15 protein-coding genes are annotated in these 19201 nt (G+C 46.8%); 4 read left to right on the forward strand and 11 right to left on the reverse strand.

What is annotated here, in order from left to right:
* Nucleotides 1–208: 208 nt before the first annotated feature.
* Nucleotides 209–2368 (forward strand): transglutaminase domain-containing protein, encoded by a 2160-nt coding sequence (locus ACTOY7_RS16045; protein WP_482672255.1) that lies wholly within the window; start codon nucleotides 209–211, stop codon nucleotides 2366–2368.
* Nucleotides 2369–2509: 141 nt separating this feature from the next.
* Here the strand turns inward: ACTOY7_RS16045 and ACTOY7_RS16050 are convergent, their stop codons facing one another.
* The 9 genes from ACTOY7_RS16050 to ACTOY7_RS16090 form a co-directional block, all read right to left on the reverse strand.
* Nucleotides 2510–3085 (reverse strand): hypothetical protein, encoded by a 576-nt coding sequence (locus ACTOY7_RS16050; RefSeq protein WP_482672254.1) that lies wholly within the window; start codon nucleotides 3083–3085, stop codon nucleotides 2510–2512.
* The gene (locus ACTOY7_RS16055; protein WP_482672711.1) at nucleotides 3085–3393 is read right to left on the reverse strand and encodes a hypothetical protein; all 309 of its coding nucleotides are present in this window, start codon (nucleotides 3391–3393) and stop codon (nucleotides 3085–3087) included. Before ACTOY7_RS16055 ends, ACTOY7_RS16050 begins: the two co-directional genes overlap by 1 nt.
* Nucleotides 3394–3438: 45 nt before the next feature.
* Nucleotides 3439–3735 (reverse strand): hypothetical protein, encoded by a 297-nt coding sequence (locus ACTOY7_RS16060; RefSeq protein WP_482672253.1) that lies wholly within the window; start codon nucleotides 3733–3735, stop codon nucleotides 3439–3441.
* A gap of 400 nt (nucleotides 3736–4135) precedes the next feature.
* Nucleotides 4136–4336, reverse strand: coding sequence for a hypothetical protein (locus ACTOY7_RS16065; protein WP_482672252.1), 201 nt, complete (start codon nucleotides 4334–4336; stop codon nucleotides 4136–4138).
* Nucleotides 4337–4659: 323 nt separating this feature from the next.
* Nucleotides 4660–5100, reverse strand: coding sequence for a hypothetical protein (locus tag ACTOY7_RS16070; RefSeq protein WP_482672251.1), 441 nt, complete (start codon nucleotides 5098–5100; stop codon nucleotides 4660–4662).
* 16 nt (nucleotides 5101–5116) lie between these two features.
* Complete coding sequence (gene lepB / locus ACTOY7_RS16075) at nucleotides 5117–5680, reverse strand: signal peptidase I (RefSeq protein WP_160280933.1); 564 nt, start codon at nucleotides 5678–5680, stop codon at nucleotides 5117–5119.
* Nucleotides 5681–5826: 146 nt separating this feature from the next.
* Nucleotides 5827–6018, reverse strand: coding sequence for a DUF4184 family protein (locus ACTOY7_RS16080; protein WP_160280932.1), 192 nt, complete (start codon nucleotides 6016–6018; stop codon nucleotides 5827–5829).
* A 30-nt stretch (nucleotides 6019–6048) separates the two neighbouring features.
* Nucleotides 6049–6249 (reverse strand): hypothetical protein, encoded by a 201-nt coding sequence (locus ACTOY7_RS16085; protein ID WP_482672250.1) that lies wholly within the window; start codon nucleotides 6247–6249, stop codon nucleotides 6049–6051.
* Between the two features lie 14 nt (nucleotides 6250–6263).
* Nucleotides 6264–10649, reverse strand: coding sequence for an MBG domain-containing protein (locus ACTOY7_RS16090; protein WP_482672249.1), 4386 nt, complete (start codon nucleotides 10647–10649; stop codon nucleotides 6264–6266).
* A 319-nt stretch (nucleotides 10650–10968) separates the two neighbouring features.
* On the opposite strand from ACTOY7_RS16090, the gene ACTOY7_RS16095 reads away from it, so the two are divergent.
* The 3 genes from ACTOY7_RS16095 to ACTOY7_RS16105 are packed head-to-tail and all read left to right on the forward strand — an operon-like array spanning nucleotide 10969 to nucleotide 12980.
* The gene (locus tag ACTOY7_RS16095) at nucleotides 10969–11664 is read left to right on the forward strand and encodes a GGDEF domain-containing protein (RefSeq protein ID WP_482672248.1); all 696 of its coding nucleotides are present in this window, start codon (nucleotides 10969–10971) and stop codon (nucleotides 11662–11664) included.
* Nucleotides 11665–11676: 12 nt separating this feature from the next.
* Nucleotides 11677–12255: an RNA polymerase sigma factor gene (locus ACTOY7_RS16100; RefSeq protein ID WP_482672247.1), complete on the forward strand. Its 579-nt coding sequence runs from the start codon at nucleotides 11677–11679 to the stop codon at nucleotides 12253–12255.
* Nucleotides 12252–12980 (forward strand): hypothetical protein, encoded by a 729-nt coding sequence (locus ACTOY7_RS16105; protein ID WP_482672246.1) that lies wholly within the window; start codon nucleotides 12252–12254, stop codon nucleotides 12978–12980. The genes ACTOY7_RS16100 and ACTOY7_RS16105 overlap by 4 nt, the downstream gene beginning before the upstream one ends.
* A gap of 50 nt (nucleotides 12981–13030) precedes the next feature.
* Here ACTOY7_RS16105 and ACTOY7_RS16110 read toward each other — a convergent pair whose 3' ends face one another.
* Nucleotides 13031–15505 carry a glycogen/starch/alpha-glucan phosphorylase gene (locus ACTOY7_RS16110; protein WP_160280917.1) on the reverse strand — a complete coding sequence of 825 codons (2475 nt, stop codon included), beginning with the start codon at nucleotides 15503–15505 and terminating at the stop codon, nucleotides 13031–13033.
* A gap of 233 nt (nucleotides 15506–15738) precedes the next feature.
* Nucleotides 15739–18921, reverse strand: a complete 3183-nt coding sequence (gene ileS / locus ACTOY7_RS16115; protein ID WP_482671275.1) for an isoleucine--tRNA ligase — start codon at nucleotides 18919–18921, stop codon at nucleotides 15739–15741.
* Nucleotides 18922–19201 lie beyond the last annotated feature (280 nt).

Raw genomic sequence — 19201 nt, forward strand, 5'->3', positions numbered from 1 at the left:
CAGTGTTTTAGCGACTTTCTAAATAGAAATTTTCTTGTTATGTTTGTACTCAAAATTTCTAGTGGATAAGCCTTTGGTTTAAATCAACTGTGAATAGTAACGAAAAATTATTCAGATTCTGCGATTCTGCTTGACATTATCCCCAGAAATGGTACTATTAAAAATGAAATATTATCTCAAAAAACGACAGAGGAGGAGTAAAAGAACCATGAAGAAACAAAAATACGGATTCAGGCAGAAGCTGGGAATCGTTCTGGCGGCAGGAATGATTATCAGTAATGTGAATTTTGCTGTGTTGTCTGTGTCCGCAACGGATTTAGCGGATGACCCGAATGGTCCAGCGCAGGAAAATACTATGCCCATAGATCCTGAAGTACAGGAAGTATTGAATGCGGTTAACAGCTTGCCTTCACTTGAAGTGGTTAAAGGCAAGTCATTCGAAGATCAGATTACCATTCGGGACGAAGTAGAAATTATCGCTACAGCAGTAGCGGACTTGAATGCAAAAAAGAAATATTTGCCTGAAAGTGCTAGAGAGACAGTAGATACATTGCAGGAGTATTTTACTACATTAGCAGAAACAGGCATAAATCCTATTGAAGACGATGGACAGCCAGCAGAGTTAGTTGCAGATAAAAAAACTTCTATTGTAAATACTGTATCTGATTATCTGGCAGAAGAAATCAAAAAAATTGCCGCAGGAACTCGTACAAGCACTGAGATTGATGTGTTTAATCTTATCTATACCGGTTCCAATGCTGATGATGTGTCTCTCCTTTTTGAGGAAATAAAAGCCAAAAGTAATGAAATGTTTCAATCGTTGTTGATCACATATCAAAACGATTTATACTGGTTTGACAAGTCGTATAAGGACGCTACTACTCAGGGGGGATTTTCCTTTTCTGGTAACTATAGTATAACTGATACAGCAGTAACAGGATCTGCGGTTTTCAGGTTTGTAGTTTCACCGGAGTATCGAGTAAGCGCTGACAATCTTTACACTTTAGATACTACAAAAATCAATTCCGCTAACACCGCTTTAGCAAAAGCGCAGGCGATTGTAGATGCCAATGCCGGCAAGTCAGACTATGAAAAGCTGCTTGCATATAAGAATGCAATCTGCGAAATGACAAGTTATAATCATGATGCCGCCTCAGACAGTTACAGCGGTACAAACGAACCATGGCAGATGGTTTCTGTATTTGAAGGCAAACCAGTCGTCTGCGAAGGTTATTCCAAAGCGTTCCAGTACCTTTGTGACCTGTCTACTTTTAAGAATGCAAAATGCTATACTGTCACAGGCCAAATGGCTGGCGGAACTGGCGCAGGTGGACATATGTGGAATATTGTTTCCATCGGCAGCAACAATTATCTGGTTGATGTGACCAACTGTGATGAAGGTTCGATCGGTGCTCCGGACAAACTGTTCATGGCAATTCCTTCCAGCGGCGCCTGGAATGGAACATATGCATTTGCTTTGTCTCGTACTATCAGCTATGTATATGATCCCAGTCAGATCTCATACTACGGTGAAAGCATCTTAAAGCTGTCAACCACTCCTTACGATCCCACCAAGGACCCGGTTGTAGATGATCCCACCGATAAGCCCGGTACGGACAATCCTGACGATAACAAGCCCAACAAGCCAAATCGGCCGAGCAAACCAACCACGCCGAGTAAGCCCAGCAGCAAGCCCGGAAGCAGCAGTTCCGGCAGCGCCTCAGGCAATCAGACCGGAACTAATACAAGCACTCAGACAACGCCGACAACAGTCTGGGCAGTTGAGACAAGCCCCTCCGACCAGAACAATTACCGTCTGGAGGTGCGCAGCGCGATTGAAGTTCCTGCCGAGCTTGCAGGCAACGATACGCTGAATACGCCGCAGAAAATTGAAAGTCAGATTCGGAGCAGCCTCACAGCCAAAGGCATTTCCAATGACAATATCAGGGTTTATGATGTTGCTCTGCAGGTTTATGCAAATGGCACATGGCAGGATGTAAGCGCGGAGAATTTCCCGGCAGAGGGTGTTACGGTTACCGTACCTTATCCGTCAGGAACCGACAGTACATATAACTTTGTTGCAAGCCATTTGTTCACAAAGAGTATGAACGGCTTCCCCGCAGGACATATTGAGACATTCCCGGAAAGCGGTGTGATCACGAAATCATCCGCAGGTATTTCCTTTACCGTACACGGGCTGTCACCTATTTCTGTTGGATGGAGCAAGGCAGCTGCCGGCACATCCACGAATGTAAGCCCGAAAACCGGGGATCAGAGTACGATCCTGCTGTATATGGTTTTGATGATCTTTGCTGCCGCAGTGATTGGAACTGTATATGTAAAACAGATTCGTGTGAAAAAGAAATAAATATATAATTTAGAATCGTAAGAAGATGAAAAAGCAGCCTGGACAAGTCGAATTGTCAGAGGCTGCTTTTTTATATTGTTATTGGCTAAACCACATATAAAGTCTTAACCTTCCGAATCGTGGCATAGACACTGTATTAACTTATATTTTGTCAAACCCCAGCACAAATTCAAGGTAGTCCTCAAACTCACCTTTTTTCAAGTTAGAATAGCTTTCTTTTATCCGTTGCCAGATATCTGTAACTGCTTTATCCGCAAGAAGTCTTTCCAATCCGCTTTTGACATGCATTGTCAAAAATACTACCAGTGGTTCCAGTATATAGTAATCTTCATAATCTTTCAGTTTCTTCAGAATCGGCAGAATTCTATCCGCGTCACACATATCATAAAGCCCATGAAAATAATGATCTATCTGCTTGTAATTATCAGGGTCTATTCGTGTCAAGGCCACACTCACTGCCATAATCCTGGAAACATTTTCTTGGGGAAGGCTTTCCATATCCATATTCAGCCGCTGAAAATATGCCGCCTGAATTGTTAAATATTCATTCAGCTTTTTAATATCCAAAACCAGGAGCATAAACATATCAGCAATCGCTTCTTGATATATCCTCTTCACTCCGCTGGTAATCTGTTCTACATCACTAAAAAGATCACGTGCCTTGTTATATGGGATCTGAAATTCAAGGCTGTAATCTATGCTATATTGATAAATCACTACCTGAAAATCAGCGGAAATTTTTCCAGCGCTTTATTAGGCAGCAAAAATTCGTCCTTATGTTCAAGCCTGTATAAAAAAAGCTTTTGACGGCTTGCATATATTTCTCTGGATCTTACCGCAGACAGATCAACAGAATTATTGTACTCCTGAAAATCATGAATCCCAACTATATCCATGCAGTCAAAATTCATCCATGTCATAAACATAGATTCTTTTATAATCGCCTGCTCCGAAACATTTGCCACTCTTTTATAAAGCTTTACTATATATCCTTTCGGAAGCTCCGTCTTTTCTGGCCACGGCATTTTTTCACTTCCCTTTCTTTGATGTATTAAAACAGGGGAATCGTACTAAAAAAATTGCGCCAATATTATCTCTTCCATGATTGCGTCATAGCTCCTGGCTTCCTCACGGGTTACTTTTCCGCCGGGTCTCTCCGTCTGCTCATTCCTATCCCAAAAGGCGCTTTTGGGTGTTTCAGCAAAACAAAAAGATTTTCGATACTCCCGTGTAGTCTTGTCAGCCTTTGAGAATAGTATTCCTTGCTCCATCTTCATTATCACTCCTTTTTTATTTTCAAAACACTTGTCTAAATGCATATCAGCGCAATGATAGAAATCGCCCACAGCACTATCGATCCACACCATAGCAGCATTGATTTCTTAGGAAAACCGCATTCATTCTGCGGGCGACATAAAACAATGTCCAATAATGCGCCCAATGTAGTCATAGACGCTACCAGAAACAGGTTAATTCCTAGAAAATCCTTTATCGTACGTCCTTCCAGTCCGTTGAGGTTCACATTTACAAGAGCAAACACGGCTATAAATATTGCCATATACTGTATAAAATCCCTCTGGATATCCTGGAGGAACGAACCGTTAATCCTTACATCGCAGGTTCTTCCATCTGGATACCTAAAATATATATCCCCTATATCTGCCATATTATTTAAAACAGTATATACCTCTTCCTTCGTGTATTCTTTGTCTCCTAACCCGGACAAGCCGGAACCAAAATTTTGCCAAAATGCGCAAGATTTCGTTGTTAAGCGCCTAACTGCTGCAGATAATGAAGTAGTATAAATTCGTCATTCTTATTTTTTCCAAAAAAATCGTATATATCATGTAAAATCTTTACATAATACACATTCTTTCCAAAATCAAACTTCTTTTCGCTCTGGCCATCCTCTGTGTCAGATAATTCCAGCTCTTCTCTTAATTCTCTTTCGGCTTCCTGATTCATCATCTTTTGTTTACCCTTCTGGTTATATCCTATTCAAGGCGGACAGCATCCTTGCCTATCCGCCTTTATATAGTGTCCAATTTCCATAACTTATCTTCCACTATCACCTTATTAATCTTTGCCGTCGTGATTGAAATGATTTTGGCGTGATGCCACTGATGCCATTAAAGAAGCCACTAATTATGGTTTTTACACTAACACTCTTTCGCTGCTTTGTCAATACACCGCCCGGATTTTAAGGGCCTTTTTTTATTTTTACGTAACCATACAGCGCAGTGCACGATCCAGAAGCGAACAGTAACATTTTTGCTCTTTACCACAATACCTTATGGCCGCTCCGCTTCCAAAGCGACAGCTTCTACCGCCCCCGCCTGCTCTTCCGGCTGCTTCCAGGCGCCATATAAAAATACGGCCGGGACGACGATCCCCAGCAGATAGGAGATGTTAAAACCTGTTCTTACTATATTATATAGGATACCCACCACACAGACTGCCATGACGATTATGCCTGCGGTCAGCAACGTTTTGCGGGTTCTTGCCAGTAGGCCAAACGCCCCGATGACTACATAGAGCAGCGCGCCGAAGATTGCGGTCAGATACATGCTGACAGGTACGCCTTCGATGCCGAGCGCGGCTGCCTTTGCGTTTAAGTCGGCGCTCCCCGCAAACATAAGTAGAGCCGTGACCAGTGATATTCCGTTTATTATGAGCATCACGATTGCCGCAATCCTTAATACAATATTTTTTTCTTTTATTCTGTCTATCATCACTTTCCCTCCTCATTTACTGGTCCATCTTTCCGAAATAGAACAGCACCTTTCCTTTGATCTCTTCTGTTTTGACTGCTCCGAAGTGTCTGGAATCTTCTGAATTTTCCCGGTTGTCGCCGATGACAAATACTTCCTTGTCCCCCAGCCGCAGAGGGTACTCGATGCCGCTGTCCGGGACAATGGTCTTGCCTGCCGCAGATTCGATGACGCATTCCCGGCCGTTCACATAGAGACTGCCGTCCTGGATGCTGACCGTGTCCCCGGCTACCGCAGCCACACGCTTGATAAAGATCCCGTCCTCCTGTCTGTCGAGAACGACCACATCCCCTTTTGCAATGTCCTTTTCCAGCCGGTAGTAAACTGCCCTGTCTCCATCATGCAGCGTCGGATACATGGACATGCCGTCCACCGTTCCGATTCCCCATATGAATTGGAACGCAAGAAAAATGACCGCAATAATAGAAATAAATTCTATCAGCGTCTGAATCATCACGCGGATGATTCTTTTGCGTTTTTTCTTTCGTGAAGGCGGATCCACGTCCTCGAGTACCCTCTGTTTGATTTCATCCATATCCATGACCAATACCTCTTCCGATGGATTTTATACACAGAAAACCTGCCATCGGCAGGTTTCCGCTATCATTCATTTTCAGGCATAAAATGCCGTTCCATCATTTTCACCTCTGTTCGAAATAGCAGGCTGTCCGCTGTTGTTCCGAAGGATCATCCATTTCTCTCTGCTTCTACCGCCGCGTCTGCATACAGATCAGACAGCTGGTCTTCCAGATCCTTTTCTTCTTCCTTCCGTTTACGGTTTTTCATGAAGAAATAAACTGCAACGCCGGCTAATACAAGCAGCGCTGGGAGATCCCACCAGCAAAAGCCAAGTATTGTATGTTCTAAAATATATGACATTTCCGTTTCCTCCTTCTGCTGTCAGCCTTTTCATACCCCTGCGGCTTTTTCAGCCGCAGAGTTTAATCCGTCTATTTCTTTTTCCAGATCTTTTTCAAAATCTTTATCACGTTTCTTCTGGTTGTGCCCATGCACAAGGCCCATGACTACCATAAGCAGCGCAGTAATGGCTGCAGGAGCGGTCCAGAAGCATACACCAAACGTATCGTGTACAAAACTGTATAACTGCATATAATTGTCTCCTTTTATAAAATGCCCCTCTTTGTCTTTTCAACTTCCAGTTCTTCCCGCAGCGCGAAAATCTTCTTCTGACGTTTTTTCGCATTGCTCGTGTAGCAGATCATCAGAATGCCCGCCAGGAACATTTCCAGGAAATGGAAGATACAGCAAATGTGCTCATTTTCCAGCAGGTTGTTTGCCAAAGGTACGTCCGGGTCAGCAGCGTCTACCATCTCCTGAACCTCTGCTACCGTGTCCGTAAGATCCTGTACTGTCGGCGCCGCAAGCGGGGTGACCGGAGTCACTACGTTTGTCAATGCCGGCGGCGGTGTAACCGGTGCTGGCGGCGCCATAAAAGGTGTCGGAGCGGCTACCGGGACCGGAGTTGCCGGGGTCGGGGTGTCAGGGGTTGCAGGGGTATCCGGCGTATCCGGCGTGTCTGGTGTATCCGGCGTGTCTGGGGTATCTGGTGTATCCGGGGTATCTGGTGTATCCGGAGTATCGGGGGTGTCCGGCGTATCTGGAGTGTCCGGCGTGTCCGGGGTATCTGGTGTATCCGGAGTGTCCGGGGTATCTGGTGTATCCGGAGTATCTGGGTCATCCTCGGGCTCTGCATTTACAACCAGTGTTCCTAATATTCCGGTTACTACATTATAGTTGCTTTCTTTTGCGGTTCCGTCCCATGCAATTTCATAGGTATTGGTAGCGCTTCCTACCTCGGTGATGGTTCCTGTATTTCTTACTGTAATGGTTTCCCCGTTTACAAGCCCTGCTACTGTATTACGTTCATTCGTCAGCGGTGTTCCATCGTAGGTCTTGCTTCCGCCTTCGGTAGAAACCGTAATGGTTGCAGGCGTGATCACTACTGTCTGAGAACCTGTAATGTCCTCATAATTTGGGCGTGTAATTCGATAATTTACTGTTACAGTACCAGATGTAACATCGGTATATGCATTGTCTGTATCGTAGGTTACTGTTGCATCGTCGGGAACGTCTACTGTAATTCCGTGCGGACGTCCATCGTATGCTCCTGTATATCCTCTTGACTCTACGGAATATGGTGCCGCAACTACCGTCAGTTTTCCTAATGTTTCATTTACCACCTTATAGTTGTTTGCCTTTGCAGTTCCGTCCCATGCTATTTTATAAGTGTTATCTGTTTCACCTACATCTGTAATGGAACCTGTCGTGTTAACTGTCGCTGTTTCGTCATTTACCAATCCTGTCAGCACTGTGCCCTCTGAATAAGTAAGCGCTTCACCGTCATAAGCCTTTGACATGCTTCCGGTTACAACCGTAAGCCGAGCCGGAGTAATCGTCAGAAAGCCATCTTCGACAATTACAAATTCATAATCGTAATTCTTTTCATCAGGCCCTGATACACTGAAATTTTCAGAGTTCAGATTCATCAGATATGTTCCTGTGTCTGTACCGCTCGAAGCATATTTCTCCGCCGGATATTCTATGAACACATTGGGCTGAATTTCAGCGCCATTTAGGGAGAAGCTATACTCAAAATCCGTTTCAGACTGTGGGAGTCCAGTATAAGTTCTGGTGTCCTGTTTCCCTTTTATCTCTACAATTACTTTGCCTTGTGGTTTCGTTACTTCTAACTCTCCCAAAGTCTCTTCCAGCTTATAATTATCTTTATTTACTCCTCCCCAATCAATGGTGTAGCTATTGGTGGTTATACCGACATTCGTAATCGTTCCGGCGGTCTTAATCTTTACTTTTTTATCCTCTCCGTTTACGAATCCGCTGACAACATAATTCTCATTCGTGAGTGGAGTACCGTCATATACCTTGGATTTTCCCTCTGTCTTAATTTTGAGTGGTGCCGGTGTAATTTTTAACCAGCCATCCTCAGCTATTTCAAATTCAAAATCGTAATTATTTTCATCTAACCCTGACACTTTAAATTCACGAGCATCCAAATTCATAGAATATGTTCCAACATCACTTCCTCTTGCGATATATTCTTTTATCGGATACTCTATCTGAACCTTTGGATTAATTTGCTTATCTCCCAAGAAGAATTTATACTCGACATCTTTTTCTACTTGCGATTCACCATTATAAACTTTTGTAGCTTTTTTTCCAAACACCTTTACTGTTACAGATTGTTCCGGTTTTGTAACTTCCAGTGTTCCCAGTTCATTCACAATTTGATAATTGTTTTCCTTTACGCCATTCCAATTAATGGTATAGTCGTTTAAGACATTCCCTACGTCTGTGATGCTTCCTATCGGAGTGACTTTAACCTTCTGCCCATCGCTTTCTACAAAGCCTGTTGCTTCACAGCCATTTTCCGTAAGCGGGGTTCCGTCATAGGACTTTTTTGCGCCCTTTGTTTTTATCGTTACAGGCCTTGGACTGATTGTTAAAGTACCGGGTGTAAATTCTTTTACCTCAAACTCATAGTTGCTTGCTTCAATAGATTCAATCTGAAATTTACTCGTATCTATTGAGGGCTGCGGATATGTTCCGGCATCTATCCCAGTAACTGTTACCAGTTCTTCACCATTTTTTAACACGACCCCGATTGAACCAGTAATTTCTTTTCCGTCTAAATACAAGCGGAGGTGTGCTACATCCTTGGCAGTATGTGGTTCACCATCATACACAACCGTTTCATCTTTTCCTATAATTTCTACCTGAACTTTTCCTTTCGTGATTGTCACTGTGCCTTTTTCTGTCACAGGCTTATATCCTTCAACAGTTGCTTTTACGTATACGGATTTTCCCTCTACTACATCCTTATACTCAATTATTTGATCGCTCCATTTTTCTCCGTCTGTAGAAAATTTATATTTTACTTTTTCAGAGTCTAATTTCTCTCCACCCGTAGAGCTCACCTGATATTCTACAGTATGATACTCACCATCATACGTCCCGGTGTATGACTTAACATTCAATTGGAGGCTGTCTTTTTCTTCTATTGTAAATTTACCGGCTTCGAATTTAAGCTCATAGTTTTTAGTCTTAAATTTGTCGTTTTCTTCAAGTTCAAGGTTACCTTGTCCAATCGGGTATGTTCCAACCTGCTCTCCGCCTTCACGAGAAAGCTTTCCTTTAACCTTTGCCGTCTCGCCATTTACAGCTTTTCCGACTTCATATTTTAACTCTGGATCTTGTTCTCCATATTTCTTAGAAATGTCCTTCGCTTTTACTAAAATCTCTCTTGGTGTTACTTCTAAATAAAGCTGTTCTATATCGACCTCAACATCATATTTCTCGCAATCAGAATCAGTAAAGTTTATGTCAAAATCATCTTCTGTCCATTTTGTATCTATTCTTCCAACATCAGTAATCTCCATTCTCCTACTAGAATCCTTAGGTGAAACATGAATTCCCAAACTGCTTAAGTCCTTATTTTCTCCATTAAGAATACACTGTGTTGTATCAACTTGAGCTGAATTTGTAGATAATGGCGTTCCATCATAAACCTTACTTTCGGACTTACCTCTAATCTTTATAACTAGTTCATCTTTTTCGTTTGCCTTTCCTTTTTTTGCACTCTTCATAAGCGCAGGCTTATCTTCTTCTCCATCTTCACTGATATTCTCTTTTTCAGTATTTTTCGGCTCTCCCTCTGTCTCATTCACGTCTGAGCTTTCCGTCTCTTCTGCTTTCGACTTCGCCTCTTCTTTCTCTACCGGCGTCTCTATCTTCTCCGGCACTTCCGGCTTCACTGCTTCCTCCGGCTTCGTCTCTTCTATCCCCGGAGCATCCGCCTTATTCTCCTCAACTGCAGGTGTTTCAACCGGCGCTTCAACTGGTTTTGCATAGAATGACACATTCACCGTCGTATTAGAGTTGATATTCCCCAACGTATACTGTGTACTGTTTTCATCTCCAAAGTCAGCACTGAGATTCCCATCCGTTGCCGTTACACTCCCGATTGCAAATCCCTCATATGCCGTTACTGTAAATGACAGATAGCCTCCCTTTTTTACTGTGCCGTCTCCAAATCCACTCACACTTCCCTGCGAACCATCCCAGTTAAATGCCACTCCGTAAATCTCTTCCTGATTTACATTTTCTTCAACCAAAGGATTCTGATCCGGATTCTCTCCCGCCGCCCCATTCACGTCAGCCTGAGTCGTTTCCTCAACTGTAGGATCCGGTGTCGTTGTTGTTTCTGCCGGAGTCACATCCTCAACTTCTTCAACCATAACACCCCCATCGCCTTCAACAGGCATCGCATCATCCACATTCACCGAAGCCGTTCCTTCCCCGGAAGCGGAACCCAACCCGCCGGGGGCCCCATCCTGAGATGCTCCATCCATTGCCATCTCCTCAACTGCCCCTGCTTCATTCGCGTACAGTGATGTACTCAGCGAATAAACTGCATTCGAGGCAACCAGTGTAACTGCAAGCAGCAGCGCCAGCCATTGTTTTGATCTTCTCATATTACTCTTTCCTTCCTTTCCGCATCGACCAAGCTCTGTTTTGTAGCTGTGAACCTAAGAGTTTCTTATATGAAAAACGCATGTGATTTTTAGCGTGTTATTTATAAAGACGGCAGAAATTGGAAAAAAGGCTCACCTTTTTTCCAATTTTTTGAAAAAATTTTTTACTATCCGATAATTCTGTGTTATACTTTTGCACTAAGTAAAAGTGATATCATTTTTCCGTACGGAAATTTACAGAAGCAGTCCCCATTGCCGAAGGGGTTGTTCATGTAAATGCGGATATTTCTTTAAACTTTATAAGGGAGGTTTGTTTACCATGAAAAAATTGAGCAGCCTGAAAATCGTTCAACTGTCAGTGTTTACGGTACTTACGCTGGCGTGCATTTACTTTTTGACGCAGGATGAAGTGAAGCAATTCGTATTTTCCTCCGGCCCGGCTACGGTTCTGTTTGCTCTGATCTGGGTTCTGCTGGTGCTGGACTACCTGTTCCTGCTGCTGGATTTTGACTATCTCAAGTCCAGCAAGCAAAGCTACCACGGGCTTTATGAAGCTGCTTACGCCGACTCCGTATCTGGTCTCCCCAACCGTTTCAGCTGTGATGTTCTGATTGAAAAATATGTAGATTCCAAGCTGCCGGAACACATCGGATGCATGATGATTGACCTGACAAACCTGTCGGACGTCAACTCCAGCTACGGCCACGCCCAGGGAAATGAACTTTTAAAGCAGTTTTCCATTATCCTGACTTCCTCCGCACATTCGACCGGATTTGTCGGCAGGAACGGAGGAAATAAATTTCTTGCTTTGTTTGAGGAATGCGGCCCCGAGAAACTAAATCATTTCCTGGATGATGTCACCAGAAAGGCAGAAGAGCATAACTGCAGGCTGAACGCCGCCCCTTTGAAGTTCCGTGCCGGATCCGCCCTGAACAGTGAGGAACATCTGGACAGTATCACGGATCTGATCTCGCTTGCCAACCAACGGATTTATCAGAATACGGATCGCCGGTAGGAGGAACATTTTATGGCTGAGTTAGATTATGATTACCTCTCCTCCCTGGTGAAGAAGATCCAGGATGGAGATACCGATGCGTTTGCGGAGCTTTATACAGCTACATACCAGAAGCAGTACTGGTTTGCCTGCCGGTTTGTAAAGGACCAATACCTGGCCCAGGACATCCTGCAGGAACTTTATATCCTTGTATTGAAGCACATTAAGCTACTTAAGAATCCGGAGCTTTTTACCTCCTGGCTAAACCAGATCAATTTCCGCCTGTGCTTTGACATGAACGAGAAGAACAGCCGCAATCGAAATGAGCTGTGTCTGGATGAGGCTTCCCAGGCGCTTTCGGGCTCTTCGGCAGAATCAGAAAGCCCTCTGGATACTTACAGCCAGAACCTGGAGCTCTTTGAGCAGGTCAAGGCCCTGCCGAAGCGGGAATCACAGGCTATTTTGATGAAATATTATCACAGTATGAGCCTTGACGAGATCGCATTTGCCATGGACTGCAGCAAAAGCTCCGTCAAGCGCTATCTCACCAAGGGCTATGAAAAGCTCCGCAGATTTCTTGGAGATTTTGAGGGAGGAGGTGTTCATCAATGAAAAAGAGGAATACAAGTCCTGATCCGATGCATACGCTCGACCATCATGCCGCAAACGGACTGCTCAACAACATCTATGCAGCATGTGATCTGTCGCCCAGTACGGTTCCTGTGGAAGTGCTGGAAGGGTGGTCCAATTATAAAAAGTCAAAGTTCCGGATCGTCCGCATGATCACCTATGTGATCCTGGTGATATTGATCCTGCTCCCGGTCATGTTCTTTCAGCCGGCTGTTTCTGTTGAGAGAACCGATGTAGATTATACCGCAAGCGCCTCCTATCAGGTGGAAGTCAAAGGCTTCCTTCCTACAAGAGATATTTCCGCCCGGATCAACGGAAATTCGATTCCCATGAGCCGATCGGAGACGGGAGGTTATCTGCTGCATGTATCGGAAAACGGAACCCTGACCGTGGAAGTGACTTCCGTAAATGGGCAGATCGTCTCGAAGGAATATGAGGTGGCTTACATTGATACGGAAAAGCCTGCGCTTGTGCGCTCTTACAGTGAGAACGGCATCGTGTATCTGGTGCTGAGAGATCCTTATTCGGGGATTGATTATGAAGGGATCACCGCAGTCGGTTCCGATGGGAAGGAAATCGAGACGGAGTCGGCGGATGAGAAGGAGGGGATCATTTCCTACACGATCCCAAAGGATCCCATCACCGTTTCCATTCCTGATAAGGCGGGAAATGTACTGAGCCTTCTGGTATCTCCGGTAGAATCTTAAAGGAAAAAAGCTGCCTCTCGGCAGCTTTTTTCCCCTATATCCTTTATTCTTTATTCTTCCACTGTCACTTTTACCTTTTTCAGCTTCCAGATATCCTTCACATACTCTTCGATCGTCCTGTCGGATGTAAACTTGCCGCAGCACGCAGTGTTCATCATGGCCATGCGTGACCATCTGTGCTCGTCGCGGTATGCTTCCTCCACACGCTTCTGCGCTTCCGCATATGCCCGGAAATCCTTCAGAATGAAGTACATATCCGCCCGCGGTGTGCACTGCGTATTGAGCAGTGAGTTGTACAGGTTCTTGTACATGTTGTGGTCGCCGTGAGCGTAGGTGCCGTCCATGAGCTGGTCGATCACGCGCTTTAATTCCCAATCACTGAAATAGATATCAATCGGGTTGTAGCCGCCGTGGTTCTCGTAACGGATGACCTCTTCGGACCGCATACCGAAGATAAACGCATTCTCGATGCCCACTTCTTCCACGATCTCTACGTTGGCTCCGTCCATGGTTCCCAGAGTCGGAGCGCCGTTGAGCATGAACTTCATGTTTCCGGTACCGGACGCTTCCTTGGATGCAGTGGAGATCTGTTCGCTGACATCCGCTGCCGCAAAGATCATCTCCGCATTGGATACCCGGTAATCCTCAATGAATACCACCTTGATCTTGCCGTTGATGCTCCGGTCATTGTTGATGACCTCTGCCACGGAGTTGATCAGTTTGATCGTTTCCTTTGCGCGCTCATATCCTGCCGCCGCCTTTGCGCCGAAGATAAATGTCCTTGGATAGAAAGACATCTCCGGATGCTCCTTGATCTGGTTATACAGGTACATCACATGGAGGATGTTCAGAAGCTGGCGTTTATACTCATGCAGCCGCTTCACCTGCACGTCGAAGATAGAGTGCGGATCCACGTCGATCCCGTTGTGCTCTTTGATATATTTTGCCAGACGGACCTTGTTCTGGTACTTGATATTCATAAATTCCCGTCTTGCCTGTTCGTCGTTGATCAATGGCTTCAGCCTTGCGATCTGAGACAGATCCGTAATCCAGCTGTCCCCGATCCGGCCGGTGATCCAGTCCGCAAGGAGCGGATTGCCGTGAGCCAGGAAACGTCTCTGGGTGATTCCGTTGGTCTTGTTGTTGAACTTCTCCGGCATCATCTCGTAAAAATCCTTCAGCTCCTGGTTCTTCAGGATATCGGTATGGAGCTCTGCCACACCATTTACAGAGAATCCGGAAATAATAGCCATGTTCGCCATGCGTACCTGGCCGTCCCAGAGAATCGCCATCTTTTTCAATTTCTCATCATTTCCCGGATATTTTGCGCGTACTTCCTCTACGAAGCGGCGGTCGATCTCCTGGATGATCTGGTAAATACGCGGAAGCAGTCTGGAAAACAGGTCAATGGGCCATTTTTCCAACGCTTCTGCCATGATCGTGTGGTTGGTATACGCACAGGTCTTGCTTGTGATCTCCCATGCCTCTTCCCAGTTCAGGTGCTCCTCGTCGATCAAAAGGTGCATCAGCTCCGGAACCGCGATGGTCGGATGGGTATCGTTCATCTGGATGACCACCTTCTCCGGAAGCTTGCTCAGGTCGTCGCCGTGCTCTCTCTTGAACTTCGCGATCAAAGCCTGCAGACTTGCGGAAATGAAGAAATACTGCTGTTTCAGACGCAGTTCTTTTCCCGCATAATGGTTGTCGTTGGGGTACAGGACCTCCACGATATTCTTTGCCAGGTTCTCCTGCTCTACCGCCTTGTGATAATCGCCCCGGTCAAAGGAAGCAAGCTGGAAATCTGTGATCGCCTCCGCATCCCAGATGCGCAGGGTATTGACTACGTGGTTGCCATAACCGACGATGGGCATATCATAAGGCACGGCGCGTACAGACTCAAATCCCTCCTGGATAAATTTGTCCCTTCCGGTCTGGGGATCCTTCTCAAAACGGACGGTTCCGCCGAAACGGACTTCCTTCGCGTATTCCGGACGGCGCAGTTCAAATGGATAGCCTTCCTTGAGCCAGTTGTCCGGCGCCTCTACCTGGTAGCCGTCGCGGATCTTCTGCTTGAACATACCGTAGCGGTAACGGATACCGCACCCATAAGCGGGATAATTCAAGGTTGCCAGAGAATCCAGGAAGCATGCCGCCAGCCTTCCGAGTCCGCCGTTTCCAAGCGCCGGATCCGGCTCCTGGTCTTCGATAACGTTGAGATCCAGGCCCATTTCCTCCAGCGCTTCCTTCACCTCCGGATAGGAAGTCAGATTGATCAGGTTATTGCCCAGGGCACGCCCCATCAGAAACTCCATGGACATATAATACACCGTTTTTGCATCCTTGTTTGTCGCATATGCGTCCTGGGTCGCCAGCCAGTCGTCGATGACCTCTTCCTTCACCGCATAGCTGACCGCCTGGAAGATCTGCTGCTGGGATGCCTCCTCGATCTTCTTCCTGTAAAGTGTTTTTACATTATCCTTTACTGCTTCCTTAAATGCTTCCTTGTCAAATCTTTTTCTGCTCATTGGTCTGTTGTTACCTCCCTTATCAGTCTCTCTGATTTTCGTTTCTCTGTCTGCATTCTCCTTCTCACTTTTTCCGAATACCCATTCCAACATGGTCTGTCACCACCCTTTCTGAGTGCTCTGTCCGTATAAAAATATACCCGTGTACGCCAGGAACCGTAATACCCGGTGTACATCTCGCCAGGGCTGCCCTCTTGTGGCTTAGAATCTGCAGAACATTTTCCTGCTGATCCTTACATTTTCCGGACGCCGATTGTAACGTCCTCCCCGTTAATCTTCCAGGCCTTGACATATCCTTCCGGAGCCGCCTTCGAGACATCGTCCGCAAGTACGTCACTGCCGATAGATTCTGCGTGTTTTGCAAATATTGCTTCTGCTTTTTCACTTCCTTCGTAGGTCACCCGGATCTTATCCATCACCTCAAAGTCCGCTTCTTTTCTCATGGTCTGAAGCTTACTGATGATCTCCCGGACGAATCCTTCCTCCAACAGCTCTTCCGTCAGGTTGGTATCCAGTACGACCGTGATCCCGCTGTCATTTTCCGATACGAAGCCCGGCACCTGCGCGGTCTCGATCAGCAGGTCTTCCCGGAACAGGGTGATCTCCTGTCCGTCCACATCCAGCTTTAAGGATCCCTCGGCATTGATCTCATCCATAGCGGTATTACCGTCCAGATTGTCCAGCGCCTTCCGGATGCCTCCTAACATTTTACCATACTTTGGCCCGATTGTCTTTAATTGGGGCTTAAAATTATAAGAAGTAAAGTCCCTTACATCCTGGGTAAACTTTATGTTCTTTACATTGAGCTCATCCGCCGCGATCTCCTGATAGTATTCCGGCAGCTCAAATTCCGCCTTTACAAACATCTGACCGATGGGCTGGCGGTTCTTGATATTGGAAGTATTGCGGCACGCGCGCCCCATAACAACCAGCTTCAGCACATGCTCCATGTTGCTTTCCAGTTCGGAATCGATCAATGCCTCATCCGCCTTCGGGAAATCACACAGATGCACGCTCTCCGGCGCCTCCGGATTGATGCCGCATACCAGGTTTTGGTAGATCTGCTCCGTCATGAAGGGGATCAGCGGCGCGGCTGCCTTTGCCACGGTCACGAGCGCGGTATACAATGTCATATAAGCATTGACCTTATCCTGCTCCATGCCCTTTGCCCAGAAACGTTCCCGGCTCCTGCGCACATACCAGTTGCTCATATCATCTACAAATTCCTGCAGCGCGCGGGCGCTTTCCGGAATCCGGTAATTCTCCAGATCATGATCCACCGTCTTCACAAGCGTATTCAGCTTGGAGAGAAGCCATTTGTCCATCACCGCAAGCGTGTCATAGCCCGGAACGCTGATCTCCCCGGTCACTTCCCGGGACAGGCCGTGCTCATAGGGATTGAAGCCGTCGATGTTGGCATACAATACATAAAACGCGTAGGTGTTCCAAAGGGTTCCCATGAACTTGCGCTGCCCTTCCATGACAGCCTTTCCATGGAAACGGTTGGGCAGCCAGGGCGCGCTGTTCACGTAGAAATACCAGCGGATCGCGTCAGCGCCGTACTTCTCCAGAGCGTCAAACGGGTCTACCGCATTTCCCTTGGACTTGCTCATCTTCTGGCCCTTTTCATCCTGAACGTGGCCCAGGACGATGACATTTTCATAAGGCGCTTTGTTGAAGATCAGCGTGGAGATCGCCAGCAGGGAATAGAACCACCCGCGGGTCTGGTCCACGGCCTCGGAAATGAACTGGGCCGGGAACTGCTGCTCGAAGATCTCTTTATTTTCAAATGGATAGTGGTGCTGCGCAAACGGCATGGACCCGCTGTCGAACCAGCAGTCGATCACCTCCGGCACACGATGCATCTCTTTGCCGCAGCGCGGACATTTTATCGTAACCTCGTCGATATACGGGCGGTGCAGCTCGATGTCGTCCGGACAATGATCGGACATCGATTTCAGCTCTTCGATGCTTCCGATCGAATGCATGTGTCCGCATTCGCACTCCCAGATGTTTAAGGGAGTCCCCCAGTAACGGTTGCGGCTGATGCCCCAGTCCTGGACATTTTCCAGCCAGTCCCCGAAGCGGCCCTTTCCGATGCTCTCCGGGATCCAGTTGATGGTATTGTTGTTGGCGATCAGGTCGTCCTTGACCGCTGTCATTTTGATGAACCAGGATTCCCGCGCGTAGTAGATCAGCGGGGTGTCGCAGCGCCAGCAGTGGGGATAGCTGTGCTCAAACTTGGGCGCGTCGAACAGAAGCCCTCTTGCGTCCAGCTCCTTGAGCACCTCCGGGTCTGCCTTTTTCACAAATAATCCGGCAAACGGGGTGGATTCCGCCATATTTCCCTTTTCGTCTACAAGCTGCACGAACGGCATGTCATACTTCCGGCAGACATTGGCATCGTCCTCGCCGAAGGCGGGAGCGATATGCACCACGCCGGTACCGTCTGTCAGCGTCACATATTCGTCGCAGGTGACATAAAATGCTTTCTTATGCTGGCCTTTGATGCCGTCCGCCGCGCACTGGTAGAGCGGCTCGTACTCTTTGTATTCCAGATCCTTTCCCACATAGGTCTCCAGCATCTCATAGGCCGGCTTTCCGTCCTTTGCCAGCGGTCCTAATACCGTATCCAGCAGGGCCTCCGCCATATAATAGGTATAGCCGTCCACGCAGGATACCTTTGCGTAAGTCTCCTTGGGATTGATACAGAGTCCCAGGTTGGAGGGCAGGGTCCACGGCGTGGTGGTCCATGCCAGGAAATAAGCGTCCTCGTCCTTCACCTTAAAGCGGACGATGGCGGAGCGCTCCTTGATATCCTTGTAGCCCTGGGCTACCTCCTGCGCGGAGAGCGGGGTTCCGCAGCGGGGACAGTAGGGCACAATCTTGAAGCCCTTGTACAGAAGGCCCTTGTCCCAGATCTGCTTTAGCGCCCACCATTCGGACTCGATAAAGTCATTGTGATAGGTCACATAGGGATCATCCATATCCGCCCAGAATCCGACGGTGCCGGAGAAATCCTCCCACATACCTTTGTATTTCCAGACGCTTTCTTTACATTTGTCAATAAATGGCTCCAGACCGTATTCCTCAATCTGGTCCTTGCCGTCCAGGCCCAAAGCCCGCTCCACCTCCAGCTCCACCGGAAGGCCGTGGGTGTCCCAGCCCGCCTTCCTCGGAACCTCATATCCCTTCATAGTACGGTAGCGGGGGATCATATCCTTGATAACACGTGTCAGCACGTGCCCAATGTGGGGCTTGCCGTTGGCCGTCGGCGGCCCGTCATAAAACGTATACATGGGCTTGCCTTCCCGCCCCTTCATGCTCTTGCGGAAAATATCATTGTCAGCCCAAAACTTCTCGACTTCTTTTTCACGCTCTACGAAATTCATATCCGTAGAAACTTTCTTATACATTGCTTCCCTTCCTTTCTCTCATTATATAAATGAGTTTCGCCTGCGAAACTCGCGCCTGCGGCGGCCGCGTCGCGGCATCTGTCCTGTATGACGCACAGCACTCTCTCCGGAGGTCTTTGTTCTATCGGAAAATTCATAGAAACTGCCTATAGAACAAAAATGCTCCCGTCCTGTAATAGGACGGAAGCGTATGCTCCGTTGATACCACCTGTTACAACATCTGTTCAGATCCGGTGTCCTTTTTGACGGGGAAAACAGTGAAAATGCTGTTTCCTGTAAA

The organism is Schaedlerella sp. (genome assembly GCF_056796775.1).